The organism is uncultured Agitococcus sp., assembly GCF_937920075.1.
In the GTDB taxonomy this organism is placed as follows: domain Bacteria; phylum Pseudomonadota; class Gammaproteobacteria; order Pseudomonadales; family Moraxellaceae; genus Agitococcus.
Genome location: NZ_CALETI010000389.1, coordinates 1 through 4,805, shown reverse-complemented (window position 1 = coordinate 4,805; position 4,805 = coordinate 1). Strand labels below are relative to the sequence as shown.

General features: G+C 38.6%; 8 protein-coding genes. 6 read left to right on the top strand and 2 right to left on the bottom strand.

Going from position 1 to position 4,805, the window contains the following annotated elements; translation table 11 throughout:
• The first annotated feature begins 213 nt into the window (after nucleotides 1-213).
• The 5 genes from Q0212_RS13275 to Q0212_RS13255 all read left to right on the top strand — a co-directional run bounded on the left by Q0212_RS13275 (nucleotide 214) and on the right by Q0212_RS13255 (nucleotide 3,655).
• Nucleotides 214-537 carry an AraC family transcriptional regulator gene (locus tag Q0212_RS13275; RefSeq protein ID WP_297926313.1) on the top strand — a complete coding sequence of 108 codons (324 nt, stop codon included), beginning with the start codon at nucleotides 214-216 and terminating at the stop codon, nucleotides 535-537.
• Between the two features lie 89 nt (nucleotides 538-626).
• Nucleotides 627-1,631 carry a putative solute-binding protein gene (locus tag Q0212_RS13270; RefSeq protein ID WP_297926311.1) on the top strand — a complete coding sequence of 335 codons (1,005 nt, stop codon included), beginning with the start codon at nucleotides 627-629 and terminating at the stop codon, nucleotides 1,629-1,631.
• A gap of 5 nt (nucleotides 1,632-1,636) precedes the next feature.
• Nucleotides 1,637-2,095, top strand: coding sequence for a hypothetical protein (locus Q0212_RS13265; protein ID WP_297926308.1), 459 nt, complete (start codon nucleotides 1,637-1,639; stop codon nucleotides 2,093-2,095).
• Nucleotide 2,096: 1 nt separating this feature from the next.
• Nucleotides 2,097-2,762: a carboxylesterase gene (locus Q0212_RS13260; RefSeq protein ID WP_297926306.1), complete on the top strand. Its 666-nt coding sequence runs from the start codon at nucleotides 2,097-2,099 to the stop codon at nucleotides 2,760-2,762.
• Nucleotides 2,763-2,890: 128 nt separating this feature from the next.
• Nucleotides 2,891-3,655: an NYN domain-containing protein gene (locus Q0212_RS13255; protein ID WP_297926305.1), complete on the top strand. Its 765-nt coding sequence runs from the start codon at nucleotides 2,891-2,893 to the stop codon at nucleotides 3,653-3,655.
• On the opposite strand, the gene Q0212_RS13250 is transcribed toward Q0212_RS13255, so the two are convergent.
• The gene (locus tag Q0212_RS13250; protein ID WP_297926303.1) at nucleotides 3,652-4,359 is read right to left on the bottom strand and encodes a 16S rRNA (uracil(1498)-N(3))-methyltransferase; all 708 of its coding nucleotides are present in this window, start codon (nucleotides 4,357-4,359) and stop codon (nucleotides 3,652-3,654) included. The two genes, Q0212_RS13255 and Q0212_RS13250, sit on opposite strands and share 4 nt — an antisense overlap.
• Nucleotides 4,356-4,556, bottom strand: coding sequence for a hypothetical protein (locus Q0212_RS13245; protein WP_297926301.1), 201 nt, complete (start codon nucleotides 4,554-4,556; stop codon nucleotides 4,356-4,358). Before Q0212_RS13245 ends, Q0212_RS13250 begins: the two co-directional genes overlap by 4 nt.
• A 63-nt stretch (nucleotides 4,557-4,619) precedes the next feature.
• On the opposite strand from Q0212_RS13245, the gene vapB reads away from it, so the two are divergent.
• A partial coding sequence (gene vapB / locus Q0212_RS13240; RefSeq protein WP_297926299.1) for a type II toxin-antitoxin system VapB family antitoxin occupies nucleotides 4,620-4,805 on the top strand: 186 nt, incomplete at its 3' end.

The window sequence follows — 4,805 nt, the reverse complement described above, 5'->3', positions numbered from 1 at the left end:
CTAAAAAATACACTAAATAGGTAGGTTTTAATACTTTTTCAAGCTGCTGTTAGTTCCCCTCATTTAGCAGAGTTATTACCCATTCCCATCGAAATAGGCAGCACACATAATGAAATTCGTTTTTACTCTGCTGACCATTATTCGCAACAACATAAAGTCACTAGTACCACCGAACAAAGTGACCCTTTTTATGAACACAGTTTGGTCGTCAAAATGAGGGCTTTTATTTTATCGCGCGCTGACCAAGCTCTCACGGCTGATGATGTGGCTCAGTATCTAAATATGAGTGTGCGCACTTTACGACGACGTTTAGCTGATATTGGTATGTGCTTTAATGATATTCGTTTAGAAGTACGGATGCAGGCAGCAACACGTTATTTAAAATATTCAAAAATGAGTATTGAGCGAATTGCTAATGTTGTGGGGTATAGCGATCAAGCCAGCTTTACCCGTGCTTTTCAAAAATGGGCAAACGACACGCCAGATGCGATTCGTCGCAAACATCGCCTACAGCAAAACATCATGGCACCAAATTAATCCTTAAAAGTGCTGTTGTTAAACAAAGATTTGGAGAAAAAAAGCTAAACAGAGTATGATTCAGCCAACAAAAATTGGAGTTGTTATCCATGAATGGCTTAGCTTTTTTTCCTCGTTTAAAACAAGTTCTTTTGGGCAGTAGCTTTGCCCTCATCAGTAGTCTTAGTAATGCACAAAGCTTATGTGTATTTGATGTATTAGGCATGCAAGGGCCGTTTTACGGTACGATGCGCGAATATGCCACTGCTGCCCGCAAATGGAATGTTGAATTAGAATTAAAAGCCTATACCAGCGAAGAAAAAATCGCTGAAGATTTTAGTGCTGGCCGTTGTGATATTGCGACAATGACAGGCATCCGCGCCCGTGAATTTAATTTATTTAGCAGTAGTATTGAAGCGATTGGTGGCCTACAAAACGACCAACAAATGAAATCTGTTATTGAAACCATTTCTCGCCCAGAAGCTAGCAAACTCATGACACAAGATGGTTATGAAGTGATTGGTGTGTTACCAATTGGCGGCGCATACTTATTTTTAAACAATCGTGAGATTAATTCTGTTGAAAAACTTAAAGGCCGTAAAATTGCCGTTTTAGCACATGACTTGGTACAACTCCGCATGGCTGAACGTTTAGGATTTCAAGCCTTAGCTGCCGATATTGATGATTTTGCTGCGAAATTTAATAAAGCCGAAGCAGATATTATTGCTGCCCCTGCCATTGCTTATATGCCATTAGAATTATTTAAAGGTGTTGGTAACACAGGCTTAGTCTTAAATATGCCAATTGCTCATCTAAGCTTACAAGTTGTTGCTCATTTCCATAAATTCTCCGCAGATTTTGGTCAAAAATCACGTAGTTATTTTGCAGGTATGTTTGATAGCCTACAAAAGCCTATCACTAAAGCGGAAGAAGAAATTGTTTACTTTTTACCTGCACCTGATGGTGAATATGAAAACTATCAAGGTCTATTACGAGACGCACGTCTTAGTATGACTGAAGAAGGTATTTACGATAAAAAGATGATTGCCCTGCTCAAAAAAGTCCGTTGTAAAGACAACCCCAAACGTAACGAATGCAGTGATAACAAGGAGTAAGCATTATGCGTCTTTTTTCTATTGCCCTATTAGCATCCTGCTTATTAGCTAGCCCTACTTATGCTGACAGTTTAAGCAAACGTGCTTCCACGAATTTAGTCAAAGATTTTTTTAAAGCTGCTCAGCAGCGTGACGAAAAAAAGCTGATTAATTTATTGGCTGATAATGCTCAAATCAAACTTACTCTAAGCAAAATGGGGCAAACTTTTAGTTTATCTAAACCTCAATATTTGCAACAAATCAAATCAGCTTGGCATTTTGCTGACAACGAAAAATACGATGTCAGTGATCTTAAATACAATTTAACCCAAGCAGGTTTATTGGCGACGGTGAATTTAAAACTCAAAGAAAGCCGTACTATCTTTGAACAACAAATTAACGTTGAACAAAATATGGAGGTTGAACTGATGTTAATTAATGACAAAGTACAAATTTCTGCCATTAAAACCACGAGTAACTTCTAACATGAGTACGGAATTATTGCCACATATCGAACTGAATCCTGCCACTCCTGCCACAGCAACCGTCATTTGGTTGCATGGTTTGGGGGCAAGTGGTGATGATTTTGTGCCGATTATTCCCGAACTTGACCTGCCTGAAGATTTGGCAATTCGCTTTATTTTTCCTCATGCGCCCGAAATGCCTGTGACCATCAATGGTGGTTATATTATGCCTGCTTGGTATGATATTACTGCGATGAGCATTGAGCGCGAAATTGATGAGCAACAGCTTTTTGCCTCAAGTGCTGCTATTGCTCAGTTTATTGACCGTGAAATTGCGCGCGGCATTGCGAGTGAGCGGATTATTTTGGCAGGTTTTTCGCAAGGGGGTGCTGTGGCCTATCAAACAGCATTGACCTATCCTAAATCTTTAGGTGGGTTATTGGTGTTGTCGAGTTATTTTGCGACCCATAAAACCGTTGCAATTAACCCTGCCAATCAACAACTGCCAATTGCCATTTTTCATGGCATTTATGACAGTGTGGTTAATGAGTTATTAGGTAGCCAAGCCTTACAAAGCTTACGCACGATGGGTTATCAACCCTACTACCGTAGTTATGAAATGGAACATGAAGTGTGTTTAGAAGAAGTCATGGATATTTCGGGATGGTTGCAAGCAAGGCTTAAATAATTTTTATTATTGACATAAAGCAATAAACTTCTTAAACTGAAGTTGTTCAGCCCACGGCTTCGTCTAAGTTTATTTTGTAATAACTAGGCCTTACCCGTGGGTTTTTTATTTGTGGTGAAGCTAAAAATATGGATATTAAAATAGCATTTCTCATTGATGGGTCTTTTTTTCTAAACCGCTTGCAATTTTTTAAACGGAAATATTACTCATCTAAACCTGATTTAACATCAGAGCAAATTATTCTTGTTATACAACAGATTATTAAAAAACATCTATTCAACTGCCCAAAAAATATTTATCAACACACATACCGAATTTTTTACTACGACTCCCCACCACTAACTATTAAAGTACATTTACCACTTCTCAATCAAGGTGAAACACATAAACGAGTTTTAGACTTCGCCAAAGATAAGAAAAATATACAGCGTAGTGAGATTTTAGAGCGACTCAAAAAACAGCCTAAATTTGCATTACGTTTAGGCTCTATCAAACATGAGAAACAATGGAAGTTGAAAGATACGACTCTCAACAAACTTTTACGAGAAGAAATATCTTTTGAACAACTTTCTAATGATGACTTCTATTATGAAATGAGACAAAAAGGTGTTGATATTAAATTAGGCATTGATATTTCCACATTAGCACAACAAAAATTGGTTAATAAAATTATACTCATTGCTGGCGATAGCGACTTTGTACCAGCGGCCAAACTCGCACGAATTCACGGCATCGATTTTGTGTTAGACGCTTTACATAATAATATTGATGAGTCATTACATGAACATATAGACGGATTAGTTTCTTATGATTTGGTTGCCATTCTTAAAGATATTTTCGCTGTAGAACCTGACATAAAACCAAACTGGTGGACAGCCAATACGAATCCCTAAAACAAGCGCGCAATCAAAGCCGTCACAGCAGTTTCAACCCGCAAAATTCGCTCACCTAAACCAACAGGTGTAAATCCGTGTTCAGCCAATAAATTCACCTCATAGGGTATAAACCCACCTTCACAACCAATCGCTAAGGTGACTGCTTGTTGTACATCGCGTGGACATGATTGTTGTGCCATAGGATGAGCCACTAATTTTAGGCTATCCCCTGCTAAACTTGTTAATCTATCTTCGACAAAAGGTTTAAAACGTTTTTCTAAGATGATTTCGGGTAAAATCGTGTCTTTGCCTTGTTCTAAACCTAAAATAAGTTGCTCTTGAATGGCGTCTGGCTGCAAAAAAGGACTATCCCAAAAACTCTTTTCTACACGATAACTATTCATCAACACCACACGCTCAACCCCCATGGTGGCAACGGTTTGAAAAATCCGCTTGAGCATTTTTGGACGCGGTAAGGCGAGCAATAAGGTTAACGGTAGCTTTGCTGGTGGAGCTTGGTCTAACTCAAAACGCAGTTGCAAAGACTGCTTGTCTAAACGCACGACTTCAGCATTACCCATTAAGCCATTCATCATTCCCACGCGCAAATGCTGTCCTACTTGTGCTTGGTGAACTTCTAAAACGTGTTGCAAACGGCGGCCAGTTAAATGTGCAATATTAGATTGAGGACAATCTTCGGGTGTTAGGAGGATGAGATTCATTGATTCTGTTTGTCTTCTAAATGACGAGGGATACCGACCATGTCAGGGTTTGTGCCTGCTAAAACCATTAGATTTTGTGCAGCTTGATGACGCAATTCTTCTAAATTTACTTGGACAGGTGAAAGACTGATTAAACGTTCTTCGAGAATTATATTCTCATTAGCTTTCTTTAACATTTTATCATCAAAAGTACCCATAGACTTTGGCCTTTAAATGTATATACTCAAAGTATATAGCATCATTAATTTTAGGAGAAATAGATGATTAGCTCTATTTTTATGAATAACCGCACGCAGTCGGTACGTTTACCGAGTGTTTATCGTTTTTCGGCACAAACCGAAAAAGTATTTGTGCGAATGGTTGGTGTCGAGCGCATTATTAGTCCTGTGGAAAATATTTGGGATAGTTTTTTTGATAACCCAGAGTTAGTCGCCTCTAGTGATTTT